20 protein-coding genes and 1 pseudogene are annotated in these 21,480 nt (G+C 69.7%); 13 read left to right on the forward strand and 8 right to left on the reverse strand.

All coding sequences use genetic code 11. The annotated features are described in order from the left end of the window. The first annotated feature begins 12 nt into the window (after positions 1-12). Positions 13-456, forward strand: a complete 444-nt coding sequence (locus GT755_RS11375; RefSeq protein ID WP_161479684.1) for an ester cyclase — start codon at positions 13-15, stop codon at positions 454-456. Positions 457-493: 37 nt separating this feature from the next. On the opposite strand, the gene GT755_RS11380 is transcribed toward GT755_RS11375, so the two are convergent. The 3 genes from GT755_RS11380 to GT755_RS11390 form a co-directional block, all read right to left on the reverse strand. Next, positions 494-1,513 carry a DUF7662 domain-containing protein gene (locus tag GT755_RS11380; protein ID WP_161479685.1) on the reverse strand — a complete coding sequence of 340 codons (1,020 nt, stop codon included), beginning with the start codon at positions 1,511-1,513 and terminating at the stop codon, positions 494-496. Between the two features lie 388 nt (positions 1,514-1,901). Further along, on the reverse strand, positions 1,902-6,254 hold the full coding sequence (locus GT755_RS11385; RefSeq protein ID WP_161479686.1) for a discoidin domain-containing protein: 4,353 nt from the start codon (positions 6,252-6,254) through the stop codon (positions 1,902-1,904). A gap of 275 nt (positions 6,255-6,529) precedes the next feature. After that, complete coding sequence (locus GT755_RS11390) at positions 6,530-6,958, reverse strand: hypothetical protein (protein ID WP_161479687.1); 429 nt, start codon at positions 6,956-6,958, stop codon at positions 6,530-6,532. A gap of 58 nt (positions 6,959-7,016) precedes the next feature. Here GT755_RS11390 and GT755_RS11395 point away from each other — a divergent pair, with 58 nt between their 5' ends. The 3 genes from GT755_RS11395 to GT755_RS11405 are packed head-to-tail and all read left to right on the forward strand — an operon-like array spanning position 7,017 to position 9,053. Then, positions 7,017-7,997 carry a DUF6745 domain-containing protein gene (locus GT755_RS11395; RefSeq protein WP_161479688.1) on the forward strand — a complete coding sequence of 327 codons (981 nt, stop codon included), beginning with the start codon at positions 7,017-7,019 and terminating at the stop codon, positions 7,995-7,997. Beyond that, complete coding sequence (locus tag GT755_RS11400; protein ID WP_235966472.1) at positions 7,997-8,383, forward strand: hypothetical protein; 387 nt, start codon at positions 7,997-7,999, stop codon at positions 8,381-8,383. Before GT755_RS11395 ends, GT755_RS11400 begins: the two co-directional genes overlap by 1 nt. A 46-nt stretch (positions 8,384-8,429) precedes the next feature. After that, positions 8,430-9,053, forward strand: a complete 624-nt coding sequence (locus GT755_RS11405) for a class I SAM-dependent DNA methyltransferase (RefSeq protein ID WP_161479690.1) — start codon at positions 8,430-8,432, stop codon at positions 9,051-9,053. On the opposite strand, the gene GT755_RS11410 is transcribed toward GT755_RS11405, so the two are convergent. Beyond that, the gene (locus tag GT755_RS11410) at positions 9,050-9,409 is read right to left on the reverse strand and encodes a PASTA domain-containing protein (protein ID WP_161479691.1); all 360 of its coding nucleotides are present in this window, start codon (positions 9,407-9,409) and stop codon (positions 9,050-9,052) included. The two genes, GT755_RS11405 and GT755_RS11410, sit on opposite strands and share 4 nt — an antisense overlap. Before the next feature lie 41 nt (positions 9,410-9,450). Continuing rightward, positions 9,451-10,218 carry a putative protein N(5)-glutamine methyltransferase gene (locus GT755_RS11415; RefSeq protein WP_161479692.1) on the reverse strand — a complete coding sequence of 256 codons (768 nt, stop codon included), beginning with the start codon at positions 10,216-10,218 and terminating at the stop codon, positions 9,451-9,453. Between the two features lie 469 nt (positions 10,219-10,687). On the opposite strand from GT755_RS11415, the gene GT755_RS11420 reads away from it, so the two are divergent. Continuing rightward, entirely contained in the window at positions 10,688-12,295 is a 1,608-nt protein-coding gene (locus GT755_RS11420) for a TROVE domain-containing protein (RefSeq protein WP_161479693.1), read from the forward strand. Here the strand turns inward: GT755_RS11420 and GT755_RS11425 are convergent. Continuing rightward, positions 12,292-14,109 (reverse strand): sigma-70 family RNA polymerase sigma factor, encoded by a 1,818-nt coding sequence (locus tag GT755_RS11425; protein ID WP_161479694.1) that lies wholly within the window; start codon positions 14,107-14,109, stop codon positions 12,292-12,294. The genes GT755_RS11420 and GT755_RS11425 overlap by 4 nt on opposite strands. Before the next feature lie 203 nt (positions 14,110-14,312). Here GT755_RS11425 and GT755_RS11430 point away from each other — a divergent pair, with 203 nt between their 5' ends. The 7 genes and pseudogenes from GT755_RS11430 to GT755_RS11455 all read left to right on the forward strand — a co-directional run bounded on the left by GT755_RS11430 (position 14,313) and on the right by GT755_RS11455 (position 19,423). Continuing rightward, on the forward strand, positions 14,313-14,846 hold the full coding sequence (locus GT755_RS11430) for a DUF305 domain-containing protein (protein ID WP_328794298.1): 534 nt from the start codon (positions 14,313-14,315) through the stop codon (positions 14,844-14,846). Then, on the forward strand, positions 14,843-16,285 hold the full coding sequence (locus GT755_RS11435; protein ID WP_161479696.1) for a ferredoxin reductase family protein: 1,443 nt from the start codon (positions 14,843-14,845) through the stop codon (positions 16,283-16,285). Before GT755_RS11430 ends, GT755_RS11435 begins: the two co-directional genes overlap by 4 nt. Positions 16,286-16,472: 187 nt before the next feature. Then, positions 16,473-17,336: a lytic polysaccharide monooxygenase auxiliary activity family 9 protein gene (locus GT755_RS11440; protein ID WP_328794299.1), complete on the forward strand. Its 864-nt coding sequence runs from the start codon at positions 16,473-16,475 to the stop codon at positions 17,334-17,336. Positions 17,337-17,396: 60 nt separating this feature from the next. Beyond that, complete coding sequence (locus tag GT755_RS11445) at positions 17,397-17,927, forward strand: DUF305 domain-containing protein (RefSeq protein WP_161479697.1); 531 nt, start codon at positions 17,397-17,399, stop codon at positions 17,925-17,927. Positions 17,928-17,929: 2 nt separating this feature from the next. After that, positions 17,930-18,334 (forward strand): annotated as a pseudogene (locus tag GT755_RS38550) (GNAT family N-acetyltransferase); the annotation flags it as partial. A 42-nt stretch (positions 18,335-18,376) separates the two neighbouring features. Further along, a complete protein-coding gene (locus GT755_RS38555; protein ID WP_268903250.1) occupies positions 18,377-19,138 on the forward strand; it encodes an aldo/keto reductase in 762 nt (253 codons plus the stop codon). Between the two features lie 48 nt (positions 19,139-19,186). After that, positions 19,187-19,423, forward strand: a complete 237-nt coding sequence (locus GT755_RS11455) for a hypothetical protein (RefSeq protein ID WP_161479699.1) — start codon at positions 19,187-19,189, stop codon at positions 19,421-19,423. On the opposite strand, the gene GT755_RS11460 is transcribed toward GT755_RS11455, so the two are convergent. Continuing rightward, positions 19,420-19,923: a VOC family protein gene (locus tag GT755_RS11460; protein WP_161479700.1), complete on the reverse strand. Its 504-nt coding sequence runs from the start codon at positions 19,921-19,923 to the stop codon at positions 19,420-19,422. The two genes, GT755_RS11455 and GT755_RS11460, sit on opposite strands and share 4 nt — an antisense overlap. Before the next feature lie 98 nt (positions 19,924-20,021). On the opposite strand from GT755_RS11460, the gene GT755_RS11465 reads away from it, so the two are divergent. Next, positions 20,022-20,234: a hypothetical protein gene (locus GT755_RS11465; RefSeq protein WP_161479701.1), complete on the forward strand. Its 213-nt coding sequence runs from the start codon at positions 20,022-20,024 to the stop codon at positions 20,232-20,234. Here GT755_RS11465 and GT755_RS11470 read toward each other — a convergent pair. Further along, the gene (locus tag GT755_RS11470; protein ID WP_161479702.1) at positions 20,203-21,405 is read right to left on the reverse strand and encodes an ROK family transcriptional regulator; all 1,203 of its coding nucleotides are present in this window, start codon (positions 21,403-21,405) and stop codon (positions 20,203-20,205) included. The two genes, GT755_RS11465 and GT755_RS11470, sit on opposite strands and share 32 nt — an antisense overlap. Positions 21,406-21,480: the final 75 nt, after the last annotated feature.

Raw genomic sequence — 21,480 nt, forward strand, 5'->3', positions numbered from 1 at the left:
GAGGAACCATCCATGGTTGACAAGTGGGAGATCAAGCGGGAGCTGGCCGACGCGATCAACGAGCACGACATACCCCGCATGCTCGATTGTTTCACCGAGGACGCGACCTTCGTCTCGCCCGTGGGACTGGCGGAAGGGCACCAACAGATCGCGTGGATCTTCGAGCAGTTCTTCAGGGGATTCCCGGACCTTCGCCTGACGGTGTGGTTCGAGGCCACCAACAACGACGATCCCCTGGTGGTCGAATGGACCGGGACCGGCACGCACACCGGGCCGTTCCTGATGCCCGACGGGCGCGACCTGGAGCCGACGGGCCGCCGCATCACGCTGCGCGGCACCTGCGCCTCGTTCGTCGACGACGGGAAGATCGCCACGCACCGGGAGTACTTCGACCAGCTTGAGCTGTTCTCCCAGCTCGGCATGCACCTGGAGAAGGGAGATCCGGCTGCGGCCTAAACCGCGTGCTGGTGGCGGGAACCGCAGGCGTCGGTGGTCACATCCGTCCCCGGACACAGCCGCTCAGCGCTGTTCCGGGCACACGATGGGCATCTGGTCTCGCGAGCTCTTTCTCGAGGTAGACGCCGTTGTTCGGGTCGAGCGTCTCACCGGGTCGTACTCGTTTGACGTAGAGCCCGACGATCCAGCTTGAGGTGTTGATCACCTTGATCGTGTAGACCTTTTCGGGGTCCAGAGCGACATCCTGGTCGAAAGCGTATTCGGTGAGCGCGTCCCTGTTGATGTCCTCGGTCTGCGATTCGGCGAGTATTTCACCGCCGGGGCCCTTCAGTTGGACTTTCATCGGACGCGGCTGATCTCCTCCGGGGAACGTTTCGTTTACGCCCGCGACGATTCGGACCGATGAAATCACCGCTGGAGCCGATACCCGAACGGCCTGAGCGGCGCTGCCTCCGGCATCGATGTCATGCGATTCTGCGCCCGCGTCTCTGTCACTGGAGTTGTCCTGGAGGCATCTCATGGGCCCGGTCGGGACGGCTTCCTGCACAGTCTTCGCCGACGAAAGCGTTTCGTTCTGCTTTCCCGCCATCGCGGTGAGACCGACGATACTGGCAAGCGCGATAGTCACCGAGGTCGCCGCCCACAAGTACCCGCCCCGGAGTTCGGTCAGCGCCGTCGCCCAGCTGAGGAAGACGGCGATCACCAGCACCACCCCGACACTCAGCCAGCCGGTCGAACCGGACAGGTAGTTGATCGCCACCCCGGTCGCTACCGCGAGAACCGCGCTGAGTACCCCGCGAAGCCAGGCGGGTATCTGCCGTATCCGTGCGAACGTCACAATGCCGGCGTCCAGGTCGACACTCTCGACCTTCCAGCCGACCGTCCGCCAGGCGCGCCCCTGTGCACGCCGCCGGGACGTCCACCAGCCTTCCCGGCGAGCTTGGGGCGGGAGCTTTCCGATGAGGGCCGTGATATCGCCGAGGGAGAGATCAAGCCGGTTCTTGGTGCTGTCTGTCTCCTGTAGCAGTTTCGTCAACGGCTTGTAGTCGATCGCCATTGGGTGGCCCTATTCCGTTCGAGCGCTGGGACACAGGGAAGACGCGGCGGATTCCTAAAGGGATGGCACCCATGACTTTTACGTCTTTCCACCGAGAACGAAACACGGCGGGCGGGAAGCGACATGATGGCCGATCGGCCGTCGCTTGGAGCAAATTGGAGCTCCCTTTTTCGCGAGATGACGAGCTACTTTGCGTCGACGGCGACTCAAGAGCGGTGGCGGTCGTTGGAGAGCCAGGATCCGTGGACGCTGGCGGCGGAAGCGCGCGTCAGGGGGAACCGACCAGCGATCTGGGCACATCCAGCACGCTCGCAATGTCGACGTCCATGAAAGAACCAGCCGTGAGCCCCCCGGGCCCCACGGCTGGTCCTGTCAGGTGGTCAGCGCGTCACTGGTTGATGACGAACTGGGTGCCGGGCTCGCGGACGATGTCCCCGTCGGCCGAGTTCGTGATGGTCACGTTCGTGAGGGTCGCCGAGCCCCGGGCTCCGGACATCGCCAGGATGCCCGCGCCGTTGTTGGACTTGTCGATCTTCACGTTGGTGATCTGGGCGGTGACCTCGCCGCCGCCCGTCTTGAACTGGATGCCGTCGTAGGTCGAGTCGACGATGTCGGTGTCCCGGATGGTCACGCCCGGGATGCCGGCGCCCTGCGCGAACAGGGTGATCGCGCCGAACTCCTGGTCTTCGTTCCAGAACGCCCCGCCGGTCCGGTAGAGGCCGTTGTTGGCGATCAGCGTCGTCCCGGTGAACGGGATCGGGTCGTGGTCGGTCGCCAGCATGATGCCGGGGTAGTTCGCGGTGTCGTAGATCAGGTTGTTCTCGATCTTGTTGCCGAAGCCGCCGTAGACCGCGATGCCGTTGGCGCGCCAGGGCAGCTGGATCGTGTTGTTGATGAACTGGTTGTTGGAGCCGATGTCGACCGACTGGTCCTTGACGTACTTGGACGCCCAGACGGCCAGCGCGTCGTCGCCGGTGGTGCGGAACGAGCTGTTGAACACCTTGGAGTTGCGGGTGCCGTTGGCGAAGTTGATGCCGTCGGCGTAGGTGTTGCGGATGCGCATGCCGCTGAACTCCACCCCGATGCCCGGGCCCCACAGCTCGGGGATGTTCGTGTAGTCGCGGCCGGCCCAGACGCCCACGTTCGCGTGCTCGATCCACACGTTCGTGATCTTGGTGTTCTGGCCGAAGCGGCCGTTCAGGCCGACGCCGCCCTCGGCCCCGCCGGGTCCGCCGCGGATGCGGCCCGAGCCGAAGATCGCGATGTCCGAGATCTGGGTGTTGTTGTCGATATCGAAGCCGAAGTTGCCCTCGTGCGGGTGGTTGATGCCGCCCTGGACCAGGTGCGGTTCGGTGAGCGTGTAGAGCTGCGAGTGCCACATGCCGGCGCCGCGGATCGTCACGTTGCTGATGCCGACCTGGTTGTGGCTGCCGCGGTTCAGCGGGTCGTCGGTCAGGATCTTCTGCTCCTGCCGCCACTGACCTGCGGGGATCCACACGCAGCTGATGACGCCGTTCTGGTCGTCGGTGACCGCGCGCTGGATGGCCTGGGTGTCGTCCTGGCCGTCGTTCGGGATCGCGCCGTACTGGGTGATGCTGGTGCAGTTCGAGGGCTGGCTCAGCGGGGGAGCGACCTGCTCCAGGTCGATCAGGTCGATGATGTAGAAGGCGGCGTCGTCACCGGCGTCCCGCTGGAGGCGGAACTTGGTGCCGACCGGGTAGGTCTGGCTGAGCAGGGCGTTCGACTCGTCGAACAGGCGCCGGGCGTCGCCGCCGGGGGTCTGCACGAGGCCCTCGGGGTCGTCGGTGGAGCCGTACAACCACGAGTGCTTCGACGACAGGGTGATCTTCCGGTTGAACGTGCCGTCGATGTAGAGGCTGATCGTCTTGTCCTGGCCGCCGCCGCCGGCGGCGTCCGGGATCGAGTTGCGGATGACGATCGAGTTCGACGGCACCGTCGAGGTGAACTCGACGTACTGGCCGGTGCTGTTCAGGCGGACCGAGCTGCGGCCGCTCGACTCCGAGGCGAAGTTCGTGTGCCCGAAGGTGCGCAGCGCGTCGGCGGTCAGGACCGTCCCGTTGTGCTGAGCGGCCTCGGCCTCGTACTCGGTGTACGGCACCGCGGCGCCGCGCCCGACCACGATGGCCTGCGTGAACGTGTTGTTCGACTCGTTGGTCTCGGCGATCTGGCCGGTGGCGTCCGCCGTGGCGGTGATGGTGGCGCCGCCGGAGGTGGCCGTCCAGGTGCCGGTGATCGCGACGTTGGCGGTGGCCCCGGCCGCGATGGAACCGGTGGAGGTGTTCAGGGTCGTCGACCCCACCTGGACCCGGGTGACGCTCGTGCCGCTCGCGGTCGTGCCGCGGTTGTTGACCGCGACGGTGAAGCTGACCGGGGAGCCGACGGCCGGGTTGGCCGGGTTGGAGGTCAGGCCGGTGATCTGTAGGTCGGGGCCGGGGGCCTGGGCGACCTGGAGCTGGGTGGGCGCGGTGAAGGTGTTGTTGGCTTCGTTCTGCTCGAACACGGTGCCGTCGGGGTCGACCGTGGCGGCGACCGCGTAGGCGCCCTGCGGGCGGGTGCCGATGTTCTGGGTGAACGTGGCCTCGGCGCCGGCCGCGAGAGCCGGGATGTTCACGGTGCCGACGAGGCTGCCGCCGACGGTGACGTTGACGCTGTCGGCCGGGGCGGCCGAGGTGCCGTTGTTGCGGACGGTCCCGGTGACGGTGATCGCCTGCACCTCGTTGGGCGAGGCGGGCGACCAGCTCAGTGCGGTGACCTGGAGGTCGGGGTTGGGCGCCGGGGTGCCGAACACCTGGAACTCGGCGATCTGGCCCGCCGGGGCGCCGGTGTTACTCGTGATGCGGAGCTGCACGTCGGCCGTGGTCGCGGTGACCGGGATCGTCACCGTGTTCTGCGCGGCCGGGTTGAACGTGTAGGCCGTCGCGCCGACCAGGCTGGTGTAGGTGGTGGCGGCCTGGTCGCGTCCGAAGACCTGGATGTTCTGCGTACGCGAGCCCCACGCCGACGAGGGGTTGAGCTTCAGCACCACCGAGGTGATGGCGGCGTTCGACCCGAGCTTGACCGTGAGCACACTGGGCCAGACGCCGGACGCGCCCTCCCAGTAGGTGTCCAGGTTGTTGTCGTTGGCGTTGGCCGCGACGAACGTGTGGACGTGCCCCGACTCGGTGATCTCCTTGCCCTGGGCCAGGTTGGTGCCCGTCGGCGGGTTGGTGCCGGTCCGGGTCACCGAGTTGCTGAACGGGCCGATGTTGCCGGCCGCGTCCTTGGCCCGCACCTGGTAGGAGACGGTGGCCGTGGCGGGCTGGTTGTCGGTGTAGGTGAGCACGCCCGCGCCGACCTGCGCGACGTAGGCGCCGCCGCGGAAGATCTCGTATCCGGCCACGCCGACGTTGTCGGTCGCCGCGCCCCACGCCAGCCGGATCTGGCCGGCGGCGGGCTCGGTGTAGCTCAGCGTGCCCGGCGCGGAGGGCGCCTGGGTGTCGCCGCCCGACTGCCCCTGGCGGGTGACCGAGTTGCTGTTGCCGGAGGTGTTCCCGGCGGCGTCGCGGGCGCGCACGTGGTAGGTCACCGTGGCCGTCGAGGGCTGGGTGTCCGTGTACGTCAGCACGTTGCCCGCGACCGTCGTGACGAGCGAGCCGCCCCGGAAGATCTCGTAGCCGGTCACCCCGACGTTGTCGGTCGAGGCGCCCCAGGCGAGCCTGATCTGGTTGGCGGCCGGCTCGGTGAAGCTCAGCGTGCCCGGGGTGGAGGGCGCCTGGGTGTCACCGGGGGTCGTGGGGCCGTAGACCTCGAACTCGGAGATCTGCCCGGCGGCCCAGCCGGTGTTGCCGGTGATGTTCAGGCGCACGTACCGGGTCGAGGTCGCGGTGAAGTTGATCGTCACCGTGTTCCCGCTGGCCGGGTTGAAGGTGTAGCCCGCCGACCCGACGATGTCGGTGAACGACGTGCCGTTCGTGCTGCCCTGGACGGCCAGGGTCTGGGTCCGCGTCGCCCAGCCGGAGGCGGGGAGCTTCAGCACCACCCGGTTGACCGAGGTGGACGCGCCCAGGTCGACCTGGAGCCACTCGGGGAAGACGTTGTTGTTGCTCTCCCAGTAGGTGGCCTGGTTGTTGTCGTTCGCGTTCGAAGCGACGTAATTCTGCGACACGGAGCTGCCGCTCATCGTACGGCCGGAGGCAAGATTGCCACCGGTGTTGCCGCCGCCGTCGGTGGCGTAGATCTCGAACTCTGAGATCTGGGCGGCCGGCCAGCCGGTGTTGGCGGTGACGTCGACCCGCCAGTAGCGGTGCGTCGCCGAGCCGAAGTTGATCGTGACGGAGTTGCCGGTCGCCGGGTTGAACGTGTAGTTCGCCGAGGCCACGACGGTGGAGAAGGTGTTGCCGTCGGCGCTGCCCTGGACGGTCAGCGTCTGGGTGCGGGTCTGCCAGGCCGAGGCGCCGGGCACCTTGAGCACGACCTGGTCCACGGCGGTGGCACTGCCGAGGTCGATGCGCGCCCACTGCGGGAAGCTGTTGTTGACGCTCTCCCAGTAGGTCGACTGGTTGCCGTCGTTGAGGGCGGAGGCGGGCTGGCCCGCGGTCGAGCTGGACACCGCGGTGGCCTTGCCCAGAGACAGATTGGGTCCGCCGGCGGCGGACGCGGGCGGGGCGAGGAGCCCAGACGCGACGAGGCCGGCGGCGACGACGGTCGCCACCAGCCTCAGGGGTCCGTGCAGCTTTCTCATTCGCGTTCTTCTCTCGTCAGGGTCGACAGGTGGAGACACGGATGGGGGCGGGAGCACGGACGCAGTGCATTCCCTGAAGAGTTGCGAGAAACAGAGAGAAATTAGACGATAAATTGCAAGATTCTTGCGTAGTGCTGGTCGAATGTTACATATGTGCTACGGGGCCGTCAATGTTCCAGTCACCTGCGGATGAGGGCGCTGCGAGCTTGGTGAGCGGCGATCTCCGCGGGGCATGTCCCGCTCCGCGCCGAGGAGGACCGTGGCCGAGGGGTTCCTCAGGAGATCCCGTAGACGGCGAGGAACAGCCGCAGGCGCGGTACGTCCTCTCGGGTGAGCAGCCCGTCGAGCATGGCCATGGCGGGGGCCCGGTCGCGTCCGGCCAGGCGCTTGCGGAGCAGCGGCGGGATCGCCCGGTTCAGCTCGGCGAGCGCCAGCTTTCTGATCTCGCCGTCGGCCCGCTCGGCGATGTCGAGCAGCCGCACGACGGCCTCGTCGTCCTCGGCGGGCGGCCGGAGGCTGGTCCGCCAGGCCGCGACGGCCGAGATGCCGGCGGCGAGGGAGGAGATGAGGGCGCTCATCGAGGTCACCACACCCGAGCCGACCCCGAACGACGTCATCGTCTGCGACGTCAGCGTGCCGAACGAGATGACCCCGGCGACGACGACGAGCCCGAGGATGAGGTAAATCGTTAAGTTCGAGCGCATTCGATCAGGTTATGATCGAAAACATGATCGTTGGAAAGGACGACACCACCTCCATCAGGTGAGTGTCACGACGCGGCGAGACGCCGCCTCCATCCGCGAAGACTGGCTCCGGGTCGCCCTGTCGACCGAGCCCGCCGACCGCCCCGAAGCCGAAGCCGCCATCACGGGCCTCTACCGGCTGAACGGGCTTCCCCCGCCCCGGTTCCACTGGGTGCCCTCCCCGGCCGACCTCCCGCATGTCGATGCTGCGCCGCTGACCCGCCTGTTCTCCGGGCGACGGCGGCAGCTGACCCGCGACCTCGACGCCGCCATCCTGGTGACCCAGCGCCGGAGGGAGCAGGTCCGCCGCCAGGTGGTGTGGCCGCTCAATCGCAGCCGCCTCCCCTTCAGGCTGGTCGTGTACGACCACGACCGCGACTGGCCGGACGTCCACGACGTGTCGTGGCTGGCCTACTACGACTGCCTGCCCTGGGCGCCCGGCGTCGACGGCATCGACCTGTGGGACCGGGCCGCCCGAGCGGGCGGCTGGTGGGTGCCCCACCGGCAGGTGTGCGTGGTGGTGGACCGCCCGGCGGTCGTCCACACCCAACCGGGTCCCCAGGACGGCGAGGTGGTCGTCCACCGAGACGACGGACCGGCGGTCGTCTACCGCGACGGCCGCCCGGCCTACGCCTGGCGCGGCCTGCGTGTGCCGCGCTGGGTGATCGAGGAGCCGACGGCCGACCGGATCAGGAACGAACCCGACCCCGATGTCCGCCTCGCCGCGATCCAGCGTTTGGGCTGGCCGGAATGGGTCGACCAGTCCGCCGCACGCCTCATCGCCACCGCCCCCGACCCGGGGAACGACGCCGAACTCCACCTGTACGCCGCCATGGAACACACCGTCCTGATCGTCGTCAACGGGACCGTCGAACGCGACGGCACCCGCCGCCGCTACGGGCTGATCGTCCCCGACGACGTCGCCGACCCGGTCGAGGCGGCCGCCTGGACCTACGGAATCACCGCCCCGCTCTACAAGCAGCTCGTGAGGAGGACATGATGATCACACTCGCCACCCTGTCCGCGCGTACCGGACACACGTTCGACGACCATCTCGACCGGAGCCTGACCATCCCGGTCCTCGACGGGCTCCAGGCTCAGGGAGACCTCCTGGTCATCCCGGCCGTCCTGCTGGGGGCCTCCGACTGGCGTCCGGTGCCGCCGGAGGGGCTCGTCCTGCTCGACGGGGTGCACCCGCACGTGCTGGTGGCCGACCCCGGCACCTGCCTCTGGACCGACGGCCTCGACGGCCGGTCGTTCGCCGCCACCGCTCCCGTCTATCTGATGCACCCCGAACACGGGGCGACCGGGCTCGCGCCGGGCCGCTACGTGACCCGCCGCCAGCGCGAATGGCGCAAGACGGTGGAACTGCCGGTCTTCGACTGACCCCGGGGGCGGACCGGCCGGGCCGGTCCGCCCTTAGGGTGCCGGTGTGCCCGACTTCCTCACCGAGACCCGCGCCGGATACGACGCCCTCGTCGCCGAATACGTCGACCTGTTCATGGACGACCTGGAGACCAACCCGTTCGACCAGTCGGTCCTCCAGCTGTTCACCGATCTCGTCCCGCCCGGCAAGGTCCTGGAGGCCGGGTGCGGGCCCGGTCGGATCACCTCGTGGCTGCACCGGCGCGGCCTGGACATCTCGGGCGTCGACCTCTCGCCCGGAATGCTGGCCCACGCCCGGGCGACCTTCCCCGACATCGTGTTCAGTGAGGGCGACATGCGCTCGCTCGACGTCCCCGACGCCTCGCTGAGCGGCCTGGTCGCCTGGTATTCGATCATCCACATCCCGGCCGAGCTCCTGCCCGGCGTCTTCGCCGAGTTCCGGCGGGTGCTCGCGCCCGGGGGTCTGCTCCTGGTCGCCTTCCAGGTCGGCGACGAGATCCTGCGGGTCCGGGACATCGACTTCCGCCGCCTCGACCCGGCCGTGGTCACGGGGCTGCTCGCCGAGGCCGGGTTCACGCCGGTCGCGCAGGGGAGCAGGGAGCCGCGGGAGACGGAGAAGGTCCCGCAGGCCTGGCTGCTGGCCCGAGCGGGCCAAGCGGTGCTCGGTTAATTTCCGGTGTACAGGGTGATCCGCGTGGAGAAGGGCACCTGGGTGCCGCCCACCGGATCCTGCCGGGTGACGAACCTCGACTCGTCGGAGATCGTCACCCCGCTCCGGTCGAGCAGCCAGTAACCCGAGCCCTGGAGCCGCCCGACGGCCTCCGCCCACCGCAGGCCGGTCACGTCGGGCAGCGTCCCGCCCTTCCTGACCAGCTGTTCCCTCGCTTCGGCGCGGCTGGCGTAGTAGCCGTCGACGGAGCCGATCAGCACACCGCACCCGCCGGCCAGGATGAGGGTCGCGAGCACCACGGCCATGATCACAGAGGAGCGGTCGCGCTCGCGGAGCGGCGGGGCGGTGTCGTTCATGGAGACAATCTGACGTTGTTGGGGACCGGCGGAAACACCTGTTATCGAATCGGCATTTGCCCGACGATGACAGTCGCGTCAAGCTCCTCGGAAGACGTGATGAAGGGCTCCAGACCGGCCTTCAGCACCGCCGCGCACGCGCCGGCCGCCTGCTCCTCCGAGGTCTCGACGAGCACCGATCCGCCCGGCGCCAGCCATTCGGGCGCCAGCCGGAACACCCGCCTGATCAGCTCCAACCCGTCTTCACCCCCGTCGAGGGCCACCAGGGGTTCATGCAGCCGCGCCTCGGGCGGGAGGAAGTCGACCTCTTCGGTCGGGACGTAGGGCGCGTTCGCCACCAGCACGTCGATGCGCCCCCGCAGGAGGAGCGGCAGCGCCTGGTAGAGGTCGCCCTGGTGGACCAGCGCCTGCGGCACGTTCCGCCGGGCGCAGGCGACGGCCGCCGGGTCGATGTCGGAGACGTGCAGGATCACTCCCGGCACCTCGGCGGCGACGGCGGCCCCCACGGCCCCCGTGCCGCAGCAGAGATCGACGACGACCGATCCCGGCCGGGCCCGCGCGATGGCCTCACCGGCCAGGAACTCGGTCCGCCGCCGGGGCACGAACACCCCGGGATCGACGAGGACACGCAGATCGCGAAACCGGGCCCAGCCGAGCACCTGTTCGAGGGGGAGGCCCGCCACCCGCTCGCCGATCATGCGGCGCACTTCTTCGGGGGAGCCGGCGGTGGAGAGGATCAGCCGCGCTTCGTCTTCGGCGAAGACGCAGCCGGCGGTACGGAGTTCGGAGACGACCGATGAGAGGGACACGAGACCTGCCTTCGTTGGCGGAACTGGGCGGGAATGGGTCTCACCTCCTCATCCGAGAGCTGACTACGAAACGCCATCACCCTACCGCACGCCCGGCCGGGCCCAGAAAACGGGTGGGCGAATTGAACGGTGATCTGTACCGTCTTTAACGTCGGTTCGCGAATGGCGCGGGTCGAAGACAATCGGTTATCGACTTCGGATCGAGAGGTCGCGGGTTCGAATCCCGCCCGGGGTGCCACCTGCCCCGGTAGCTCAGTGGGAGAGCGCTTATGCCGGTCGTCGGCACCATATCCGCGCCATTCTCGCACCGGCGTCGGACGGGTCGAAGCCGGTCGGTTATCTCAACGCGGTGGTTGCGGGTTCGAATCCCGCGGGTTCGAGAAATCGAGCTCCAGCTCAAATGGAAGAGCTCCGTGACATCGGTCGGCGCCACCATATCCGTCCACTTTTCCATTACGGAGGAATCGCCGTGAACGACATTCGTGACCCCCTCGCCGACGTCTCCGAGATCGGCGCGAAGAAGGTGCGCAACGCCGCCGGCGGCGTCGTGTACGAGAAGGACCTGTGGCAGCGGGTCGAGGACTTCCTCATTCTCGGCACCACGGGCGGCACCTACTACGTCGACGGCGGCAAGCTGACCGAGATCAACGTCGGCGTCCTCTACAAGGCGCTGCACACCGACGGCCCGCGTGTGGTCGAGCTGCTCACCGAGATCTCCACCGCCCGCCCGCCCCGCGCGCCCAAGAACCAGCCCGCCCTCTTCGCGCTCGCGGCGGCGTACGCGCGTGGTGACGAGGCGACCCGCCGGGCCGCCAAGGCGGCGCTGCCCAAGGTCGCCCGTACCACCGACCACCTCGCGACCTTCTTCGGCTACTACAAGAACCTCGGCGGTAAGCGGACCTCGCGGGGCACCAGTCCCGTGATGGGCCGCTCGTTGCGGTCCGCGCTCGGCTCGTGGTTCCTGCAGGGCGAGGCCGACGACGTGGCGTTCAAGGTCTGCAAGGCGGGTCAGCGCAAGACCCCGTCGGGTGAGTCGTTCGCGCTGCGCGACGTGCTGCGGATGGCCCACCCGGCGGGCGACACCGACCAGCGCAAGGTGCTGTTCGGCTGGATCGCCGGCAACGTGGCCGACGACGTGGCCCGCGCGGCGCTGCCCTCGGTCGACCGGTTCCTCACTGCCAAGGCCGTCACCACGGTCGAGGAGGCGACCCGGCTCGACGTGCCGTGGGAGTTCCTGCCCGACGCGATGCTCACCGAGCCGAAGGTCTGGGACCACCTCGTCGACACGATCGGCATGACCGCGCTGCTGCGCAACCTCGCCCGGATGACCCGCATCGGCACGCTCGTGCCGCTCGGCGACGCCACCCGGCGCGCGGTCGCCCGGCTCACCGCCTTCCACCAGCTCCGCAAGGCGCGGATCCACCCGCTGGACGTGTGGCTGGCGATGCGCGTCTACGCCTCGGGCCAGGGCCGCGACGGCACGACCTGGACGCCGGTCCCGGCGATCCTCGACGCGCTGGAGGAGGCGTACGAGAAGTCGTTCGGCTACGTCCAGCCGACCGGGAAGCGGCTGCTGCTCGCGGTCGACTCGTCGGGCTCGATGGCCTACGCGCAGTGTGTGGTCGGCGGCTCGCCCGTCGGCACGCCCTACGAGGTCGGGTCGGCCATGGCGGTCATGCTGGCGCGCATCGAGAAGGGCAACGTGCACGCCATCGAGGTCGACACGAAGGTGCACGCCTCGAAGGTGAGCGCGCGGACCAACCTCCGCGACATCGCCAAGTGGCGGCCGTCGGGCGGCGGCACCGACCTGTCGTTGCCGTTCAAGCACCTGCTCGGCGAGCGCATGAACGTCGACGGCGTCGTCGTCTTCACCGACAACGAGACGTGGGCGGGCCGGGGCGCCCCGGCCGACGCCCTGGCGCGTTACCGCAAGACGGTCAACCGCGACGCCCGGGTGGTCGTGGCCGCCATGACGGCGGCCGGCTACTCGGTCGTCGACCACGACGACCCGAACGCGCTCAACGTGGCCGGCCTCGACGCCTCGCTGCCGCTGATCGTGAACGGCTTCGTCCGCTAACGGGCCTGCTGGAACGCCTTGCCGGCCCGGGTTGCGACGCCGTCCTCGGTGAACAGGCCGCTGTTGGGTTCGGCCTCCTTGGCGGGGAGGCCGAACCACGCGTACCGCTGCACATAGGGCAGTGACGCGAGCATCTTCGACGAGGCGGCGAGGAAGGCGGCCTGCTCGGCGTCGCTGGCGTACTTGGCGCCGCCGGAGAAGTCGATCAGGGCGTACTCGGTCAGCCAGATCGGCTTCTTGTACCGCTGCCAGACCTTCTGCAGATAGCTCTTGAGCTGCTGCGTCGCGGCGGCGGCCCGGAAGTCGCCGCCGTACCAGTGCAGGGTGACGAAGTCGACGCGGTAGCCCCTCTCCTTGGCCCCCTTCATGAAGCGGTCGAGCCAGCCGCCCGGGGTGTCGCCGCCGAAGGCCACGCCGGGGGAGCCGAGGATCTTCCCGGCCTTCTCCAGCTGCGGCCACAACTCCAGTGCGCGTTCCACGGTCATGTTCGACTGCTGGGCCAGGTCGGGCTCGTTGAAGCTCAGCAGGTACGGGCCCGCCTTCTTGGCCTCCGCGAGCGCCTTCGGCGTGACGCTGTCGGCACCCCAGATCATCGGGACGAACTCCACGTTCCTGGGGGTCCGCACGCCGTTCTGGTGGGTCGCCCAGGTGTAGTACCAGCGGGCCCCCGACTTGGCCAGGGAGGTGCTGACCCCGTTCATCGGCCACACCCCGACGCCCTTCTTCACCGCGGGGGCGGCGGGTGGCGGAGGCGGCGGCTCCTGGGTCTTCGACGGTCTGGGCGAGGGCTTCTTCGACGGTTTCGGCGACGGGCTCGGGCTCGGCTCGCGGACGGGCGTCTTCGACGGCGCCGGGCTCTCGGTGACCACCACGGGTGGCGGAACGGCGACGGGCCGGGGCGGCGCCTCGCTCGTCCAGGGCTGGAGCACGAACACCCCGGCCGTCACCGCCGCCGCCCCCGCGGCCGTGAGGGGGAGCCAGACGTTCTTGGCCGCCACGGCCGTCGTCTTGAGCGTGACCGGCACGAGCTTGGTGAGCATGAACCCGGCCGGCACCGCCACGAGGGGCAGCCCGAGCAGCAGCCTCTCCAGGGGGACCATGCCCTGGGTGCGGCGGCCGCAGAACGTACACCCCCGGATGTGCCGGGCGAACCGTTTGCGCCACAACGGCGAGGGCACCCCGTCCCAGCCCAGGAACATGCCCCGGAGCTCGGGGCACTGGGCGCGCGCGTTGAGACAGCGCACGACCGACTGCGCGATCTGGATCTGCTCCTTCATGCGCTGCACCCGCACGGCCGCGTGCTTGGCCGACAACCCGAGCGACGACGCCAGGTCGGCCCGCCCGAGCTCCCCGGTCTCCTCCAGCCACCACAACGACAGCAGCGCCCGGTCGTCGGGGTCGAGCCAGCGGGTCGCCTCGGCGACCTCGCGCCGCTGGTCGGTCAGCCCCAGCTGGAGGATGGTCAGCCCGGCGAAGTCGGAGGCGGGGTCGGCCACCTCGGTCGCCGTGTCGAGGTCGGTCCTGCGGTGCTGGGCGGTGCGCTTCTCGGCTTCGTGGTCGCGTACCTGCCGGACCGCGATGGCCACCAGCCACGACCGGTAGGCGTCGAGGTCGCGGAGCCCCGGCAACCCGCGGACCATCCGGATCAGGGTCTCCTGGACGACGTCGTCGGTGTCGTTGTGCCCGTTCAGCGCCCGGCCGACGATGTTGTAGACCAGCGGCAACGAATCGGCGACCAGGCGGTCGAGGGCAGCCTGGTCCCCGTCGCGTGCCGCCGCGACCATCGCCGTGTCGGGTCCGCTCCTCGCTGGCATGCTGCATCCCCTTCTGAGGGCCGTGCTTCGGAGACCCCGTGGCGGGGCCCGGGGTTACGAAAATCTACTGACCTTTTCGGTGGTTTTTTGTTGTTCTGCCGTGACCTGCGGGTCTCCGGTAGCAGAAGAGGCATATCGGAACGACTGAGTCCCACCGGGAGGTACGTGACGTGCGACTGACGACTGGCGCACCCTGGGCGGTCGTGCTCGCGGCCCTCCTGGTGTCGGGCTGCGCCGCCCCGCAGGTTCACGCTCCTGCTGCGGCGGCGGTGCAGCCCTCTGCGGTGGCGCGGCCCTCGGCCGCGTTCAACCCGACGGACGTGGCCTGGATCCAGCTCGAGATCCCCATGACCGAGTCGGTGCTGGCACTGACGGACCTGGCGCCTGAACGCACAGCGAACCCGTCAGTGCTGGCCCTGGCGTCCCAGGTCGCGGCCGAACAGCAGCAGCAACTTGAGGGGCTACGTGGTTTGTTGCGTGAAGCGGGGCTTCCGCCGACAAACGTCCACGAGGGTCATGACATGCCCGGTATGGTGACGAAGAGCGACCTGTTGATAGCGCAACGTCTCAACGCGGAGCCGTTCGACAAGCTGTTCCGGAAACACCTGAAGGACTTCCTGACCCAGTCCCTGCTGGTCGCGAAAGGCGAACAGACATCCGGCGCGAACGAGGCGACGAAGCAGTACGCCAAGACCCTGTCGGCCGCCCGCGAAGCGACGCTGGCCGATCTGAGATGACGACCCACTGGGAGTCCCTGCTCCGCCCCCCGTCGGAGGCCCGCTGGGTGTCCCTGCTCGACGAGGAGGGACCGGCCACGGGCAGCCTGCACCCGGTCCCCGCACAGAGGCGGCGCGGCCGCCGGTCCCGGCCCGCCGTTCAGAGGAAGCCGGTTCCCCGGCGCCGCCCGGGAAACTTCGTCGGCACCCTGCTCTGGACCGGCGCGGTCGTGGCGACCGTCGGCTGCTGGGCCGACCTGCCAGAAGTCGCCTCCACCGCCGACGGCCTGGCCTGGCTGGGCCGCCTGACCGGCCTGCTGGCCGGCTACGGCGCGGCCATCCTGGTGGCCCTCATGGCCCGCATCCCCTACCTCGACCGGACGATCGGCTCCGACCGCCTCTCCCGGTGGCACGCCCTGGGAGGCCGCGGCACGCTGGCGTTGTCGGTGGCGCACATGGTCTTCGCCATGGCCGCCCGCGCGGTCAGCTCGGGCGTGTGGGAGGGCACCTTCGGTCTCGTCCTGTACGGCCCGGGCATCCTCGAAGCGACCGTCTCCCTGGCGTTGCTGCTGGCCGTGGGCCTGATCTCGGCACGGGCGATCCGGTCGCGGATGTCCTACGAGGCCTGGCACCACGCCCACTTCCTCACCTACCTGGCCATCTACCTGGGCTTCGCCCACCAGCTCACCGGGCCGTCCTTCGGCGGCGTCGGCGCGTGGGCCTGGCGGGGCCTCTACCTGGGCGTGGCCGCGCTCCTCCTCTGGTACCGCTTCACCCTGCCGGTGATCCGATCCCGGCGGCACCGCCTGAGGGTGGCCGGGATCCGGCGTGAGTCGGCCGACGTGGTCTCCGTCTACATCGCGGGCGACGACCTGGAGTCGCTGGGCGCCGAGCCCGGCCAGTTCTTCCGGTGGCGCTTCCTGACCAAGGGCATGTGGTGGGCCGCCAACCCCTACTCCCTGTCGGCGGTGCCGAGCGGACGGCACCTGCGCATCACCGTGAAAGCGGCCGGCGCCCACAGCCGGGCCCTGTTCTCCCTGGCCCCCGGCACCCGCGTCTGGGCCGAGGGCCCCTACGGCGCGCTGACCGCCGCCCGGGGGCGTTCGAACCGGGTCCTGCTGATCGCGGGCGGCGTGGGCATCAGCCCGCTGCGGGCCCTGTTCGAGTCGATGCCCGGCCAGGTCACGCTGCTCTACCTGGCCCGGACGGTCGAGGACCTGGTGCTGCGCGGGGAACTCGACGCCATCGCGGCGGCACGGGGCGCGCGCGTGCACTACACGGTGAACGAGGACCTGACGGTTCCGCTGACGGGCCGCTCGTTGTCCCGCGCCATTCCCGATCTGGCCGACTACGACGTGTTCGTGTGCGGGCCGCGCGGGATGACGCAGAAGGCGCTCAACGCGCTGCGGCGGGCGGGCGTGCCGAAGCAGCAGATCCACCTGGAGAACTTCGACTTCTAGGCCTCCGAAACTCGGACTTGCGGAGTCAGGAAGTCTGGGTGATCCTTCTCTTAGGAAGGTTTCTTTATAGAAAGCTGAAGTCCGCGGCCGTCACCCCGCGTTCCCCCGCTGATCCTTCCGCCATGGGCTCCGGCTCTCCTCATGAGGTGGCCGGAGTTCGCGTATCCGCTCCACGGAGGAGAGCCAGGTGTTACGTAACAAGGTGGCCGCAGCCGCCGCCGGCCTGATGGCCGGCTCGCTGCTCGTAGTCCTGCCGTCCGCGCCCGCCAGCGCCCACGGCACCATGTCGAACCCCCCGAGCCGGGTCTACCAGTGCAAGAACGAGGGCCCCGAGTCGCCCGACTCGGCCGCCTGCGCCGCCGCCGTCGCGGCCGGCGGCACCCAGGCCTTCTACGACTGGAACGAGGTCAGCCTGCTCGAAGCGGGTGGCCGACACCGCCAGCTCATCCCCGACGGGAAACTCTGCAGCGCGGGCCGTGACAAGTACCGGGGGCTGGACCTCCAGCGCACCGACTGGCCGGCCACGCCGTTCTCGGCCGGGCCGCGCACCATCACCTACCACGCCACCGCGCCCCACTCGAACAGCAACTTCGAGTTCTACATCACCCGCGAGGGCTGGAACCCGTCGATGCCGTTGAAGTGGTCGGACCTGGTGCACATCCAGACGTTCAACAACTTCAACCCGACCACCTTCACCAATTGGACCATCAACATCCCGCAGCGGACCGGCCGCCACATCCTCTACTCCATCTGGCAGCGGGTGGTCGGCTCCAACGAGGCGTTCTACACCTGCTCCGACGTGGTCTTCGGCGGCGGCAACCCGAACCCGAGCCCCTCGCCGACGCCGACCGTCACCCCGACCCCCACACCCACGCCGACCCCGACGGTCACGCCCACCCAGAACCCCGGGGGCACCTGGGCGCCGGGTGTGGCCTACCAGACCGGCAACCGGGTGACCTACGGCGGTGTCACCTACCAGTGCCGCCAGCCGCACACCTCGCTCGTCGGCTGGGAGCCGCCGAACGTGCCCGCCCTGTGGCAGCGCGTCTGATCCCGTGAGTGAACGCGGGCCGCGTCCGACGGGCGCGGCCCGCCGTCGAAGGAGGCGGGCATGCGCCGGCTGCTCATCGTTCTCTTCTTTGCCTGTACGGCCTGCGCCCCGCCCGGCGTACAGGAGGAGGCGCCGGTCAACGCGGCCGACGTCATGTTCCTGCAGATGATGGTCGCGCACAACAAACAGGGCCACGAGCTGGCCCGGCTCGCCGAGAGCCGCGAGCTGCCCCAGAAGGTCGAGCAGCTCGCCGCCGCGATGCGGGCGACCCAGGCGACCGAGACGAGCACGATGACGACCTGGCTCCTCCAGTGGGAACAGCCCCTGACCATGGACCAGGAGGCCCACCACGCCCACGGCGGCACCGCGATCGACGCGCAGAAGGACCTGACCCGGCTGCGCAGGACCGCCGACGCCGACTTCCCCCGCGAACTGCTGAACGCCCTCATCGCCCACCAGGACGACGCGATCCAGTTCGCCCGGTACGAGAAGGGCAGCGGCGCCAACCCGGCAGCGCTCGACCTGGCCGAGCAGATCGACGTCGCCCGGTCGGCGCAGATCACCTACATGCTGGACCTGCTTGACTCATAGGCATGCCGGAACTCCAGCTTCTGCGCGCCGATCACGCCGATCGGCTCCTGACCTTCGAAACCGACAACCGCGCCTTCTTCGCCCGAACCGTCGAGGACCGGGGCGACGACTACTTCACCACGTTCCCCGTCCATCACCAGGCCGTGCTCGACGACCAGGCCAAGGGCAGGCTGCGCTTCCACGTGCTGGTCGCCGACGACGGCGAGATCCTGGGCCGCTTCAACCTGTACGACCTGGAGAACGGCACCGCCGAACTGGGCTTCCGCCTGGCCGAGAAGGCGACCGGCCGGGGCGTGGCCACCGCGGCGGTCCGGGAGTTGTGCGACCGCGCGAAGGGCTACGGCCTGCGCAGCCTGAGGGCCGGCGCCGACGTGGCGAACCGGGGCTCCCGGCGAGTGCTGCAACGCGCCGGTTTCGTCCAGACCGGCGAGACCTCGTTCTGGCGCAATCTGTACGACGAGTTCCTGATCGGCGGCGAACTCCGGGTCCGGCGGCTGGGCTTCGGCGCCATGCACCTGTCCGAGAACGACGGCGACGTGGTGAGACGCGCCGTCGACCTCGGCGTCACGCTCATCGACACCGCCTACCTCTACGGCTGGGGTGCCAACGAGGAGCTGCTGGCCCGCACCCTGTGGCCGTACAGAGAAGAACTGCTCGTGACCACCAAGGTCGGAGTCGCGCAGCCCGGTCAGCTCGACGGACGGCCGGAGGTGCTGCGCGCCCAAGTGGACGCGGCGCTGACGCGCCTGCGCATGGAACGGCTGGACCTGCTCCAGCTCCACCGGGTCGACCCCGAGGTTCCGCTCGCCGACCAGGTCGGCACCCTCAAGGACCTCCGCGACCAGGGCAAGATCGGCCACATCGGACTCTCCGAGGTCACCGTCGAACAGCTCGCGCAGGCGCGCGAGATCGTCGAGGTGGCGAGCGTGCAGAACCGCTACAACCTGCTCGACCGCGAGCACGATGCCGTCGTGGACGCCTGCGAGGCGGCCGGCATCGCCTTCCTCCCGTGGCGGCCGGTGCTCCCCGCGGTCGACGGGCTCACGGCCGAGTCGGGCGCGACCCCGGCCCAGCTGGGCCTGGCCTGGTTGCTGGCCCGCTCTCCGGTCATCCTGCCCATCCCCGGTACGTCGAAGATCGCCCACCTGGAGGAGAACGTCGCGGCCGGTGCGATCCGGCTCACCGAGGCCCAATGGAAACGGCTCAGCTGACCGGCACATGAGGCGATCACGTTGGTGGTCGATCCGAAGCTGGGAAAGATGCGCGCGGTGACGGAATGGCCGGACTTCTCGCATCTGGAGCAGACGCGACGCGCCATCGCGGCCATTCCGGGAGGAGGATGGCGGCTCCGGCACGGCGACAGCACGGAGCCGGTCCTGGCATGGCTGATCAGCGCGAACGGCCAGGCCGCGCCGATAGTGATCGACGCCTCCCACGTCGCGGCTCCGGCGGATCCCACCCACGCCGATCGAGTGGTCCCCCCGGAGGCCGACTAGCGGGAGACCCCGATGCCGCCCGGGGTCGTCGCGCCGAAGCGCTCGATCTCCTTCGTCAGGTCGAGCGGCCGGACCGACGCCTTCCCGCCCGCGATGGCCTCGGTGATGAGGTCGGCCGGGACCAGCCACGACACCTCGAACTCCAGCCCGTCGGGGTCCTTGGCGTAGAGGGCCTTGGTGGTCGAGTGGTCGGAGGCGCCGACGAGCGCGCCGAGTTCGAGCAGGCGGGTCTGGATGCGTTCGAGCTCGGCCAGCGTGTCGACCTCCCACGCCAGGTGGTAGAGCCCGACCGCGCCGCGCCCGGCGGTGGTGGGGCCCGCGTCGGCGCCCACTTCGAACAGGCCGAGGTCGTGGTCGTTGGACGACCCCTCCGCCTGGAGGAACGCGGCTCCGGGGAAGCCCATGACCACTCGGAAGCCGAGGGCCTTCTCGTAGAAGTCGACGCTGCGTGCGACGTCGCGGACGTACAGCACGGCGTGGTTGAGTCGCTGAACCGGCATGTCTCCAGCAGCAACCGGGGATCTCCGCTTGTTCCCGGGAAACTGTCGGTCCCAGGTCCTAGGGTGGTCGGCGGCCATTTCTAAGGGGGACGTGAACGATGATCGTCGACCGCGTGGCGCGGGAGCGCGCGGAGAACCAGCTGTTGTTCCAGGCGGTCCACGAGGTCGCGCGCGACCACGCCGGAGCCGCGGTCGACGACGTGGTCGCGGCGCTGCTGCGCAACCTCCCTCCGGCGCCGAGGTTGTCGGGAGACGAGGTGCGCCGGATCGCCGAGCAGATCAGCGTGGGGCGGGATCCCTCCGGTCTGTGAGCCGCTCTGAGAGCGCGGCCGGGTCGGCGACCACGGTCTCCAGCACCTGACCGGCCGCGCCGAGCGCCGCCGCCTCCGAGCCGAGCTGGGAGACCTCGACCGGCGGGGCCTGGGCGCGCAGTTGTGCCAGGCGCCCGCCCATCGTCTCGGCGACGACGCCGCCGATCCACGGGAACAGGGGGGCGTAGATGCCGCCCAGGACGATCGTGTGGGGGTCGACCAGGTTGATCGCCGACGACAACGCCACCCCGAGTGCCCAGCCCGCCTTGTCACAGGCCGCGAGGGTGGCGGCGTCGCCGTGTTCGAGCTGGGCGACGATCGCGTCGATGCCGTGGGCATAGGGGCTGCGGTCGCCGGCCGCCTCGAAGAAGGCGTCCTGTCCGGCGTACTGCTCCAGGCAGCCCCGGGCGCCGCAACGGCACTGCGGGCCCTCCGGCGTCACGACCACGTGGCCGAGCTCGCCGGCGAAGCCGCGTGCGCCGCGGAACAGGGCGCCGTTGACGACCAGGCCGGCGCCGATGCCGATCTCGCCCGAAACGTAGAGGAAATCGGCCCGGCCGACGCCGAACCAGAGCTCGCCCAGGGCGGCCAGGTTGGCCTCGTTCTCCACCCTGATCGGCACCCCGAGGTCGAGCGCGGTGCCCACGGGCACGTTCCGCCAGCCGAGGTTGGGGGCGTTGTGGATCTCGCCCGACTCGACGTCGACCGGGCCGGGCACGGCGAGGCCGGCCCCGACGACCCGCAACCCGGTTCCCTCGGCCTGGGCGAGCGCCGACAGCGCCAGGCGCCGGAGGTCGCCGATGACGTCGAGCGGTTCTGACAAGCGGTTGTCGACCGTCTGTGTCAGACGCAGCCTGACCCGGCGGGCCAGATCGACCACCCTGACCGCCAGATAGTCGACGTTGAGCTCCAGGCCGAGGGCCGCGACGCGGTCTCCGCTGACCCGCACCTCGACCCCGGGACGACCGCGCTCGCCGCCTCTGACGGCCCCGGTCTCCACCACCAGCCCGGCGTCGAGCAGGTCTCCCACCAGCTTGGACACGGTCGTCTTGGTCAGTCCGGTGACCTCGGCCAGGGACGCGCGCGTGAGCGAGCCATGCGTCCGGACCTCCCGCAGGACGAGGGAGAGGTTGCGCGCCCGCATCGCGTCGTGCCGTACGGCCTGCGCCATTCGCACCTTCCTGACTGCCGGTCCAGAAATCTGGACGAAATCCTAGACACGCCTACTTGACCGGCACGAGTCCCC

The organism is Herbidospora solisilvae (assembly GCF_009901565.1).
Lineage (GTDB): Bacteria > Actinomycetota > Actinomycetes > Streptosporangiales > Streptosporangiaceae > Herbidospora > Herbidospora solisilvae.